This is a genomic window from Dietzia sp. SYD-A1 (assembly GCF_015356725.1).
In the GTDB taxonomy this organism is placed as follows: domain Bacteria; phylum Actinomycetota; class Actinomycetes; order Mycobacteriales; family Mycobacteriaceae; genus Dietzia.
In genome coordinates, this window is the sequence record NZ_JADDKI010000419.1 from 1 (window position 1) to 705 (window position 705).

At 70.9% G+C, this 705-nt stretch carries 2 protein-coding genes; one reads left to right on the plus strand and one right to left on the minus strand.

The window, feature by feature from the left end; genetic code table 11:
* Positions 1 to 427: SDR family NAD(P)-dependent oxidoreductase (locus tag IY392_RS15055; protein WP_194861644.1), on the minus strand; the 427-nt coding region annotated here is incomplete at its 3' end.
* Positions 428 to 494: 67 nt separating this feature from the next.
* Between IY392_RS15055 and IY392_RS15060 the strand changes: the two genes are divergently transcribed.
* Positions 495 to 705: hypothetical protein (locus IY392_RS15060; protein WP_194861645.1), on the plus strand; the 211-nt coding region annotated here is incomplete at its 3' end.

Here is a 705-nt window from a genome sequence, read left to right on the forward strand (position 1 = left end):
CGGCCTCGCCTGCCCCCGCCGCCGCGCCGGCCTCGAGCAGCGGGGTGAACTCCTGGGTGGTGCGAAGCGCGCCGAGGACCGACAGGTCGATCCCCCGCGAGATCTGGTCGTGGTCGGTCTGGGCCAGTGGCTTCATGCTGGGCACCGCGAACGCGCTGTAGACCAGGCCGTGGACGGCATCGGTGTGCTGCGCGACGGTCTCCCGCAGCGCGCGTACGGAGTCGGGTTCGGTGGCGTCCACCGCGGCGGCGATCGCGGTGCCACCGGCGGTGCGTACCTCGTCGACGATCCCGTCGAGACGGGAGGCGGTCCGGGCGGCCACGACGACGGTCGCACCCTGCTGTGCTGCGCGCAGGGCGAGGGTCCGGCCGAAGCCGGGTCCCGCTCCCACGATCACGACGGTCTTGTTCTCCAGAGATCCTGACATGAGCTAATAGAACCAGTTCTACCCGCGCTGTGGGAGAGAGTTCACCCGACCGGGATACCATCCGCACGTGCACACCATCCCCGAGCAGTATCTTCGCAGCTCACAGGCCCCGAGCCCTCGGACACTGCTGGACGTTCTCGATGCCGCGACGCGGAGCCACCCGGACGCGCCGTGCCTCGACGACGGCGCGCGGGTGCTGAGCTATCGCGAGGTGTGGGAGGAGATCCACACCTCGGCGCGCTGGATGCAGGAGCAGGGCGTGGGGGCGGGCGACCGGG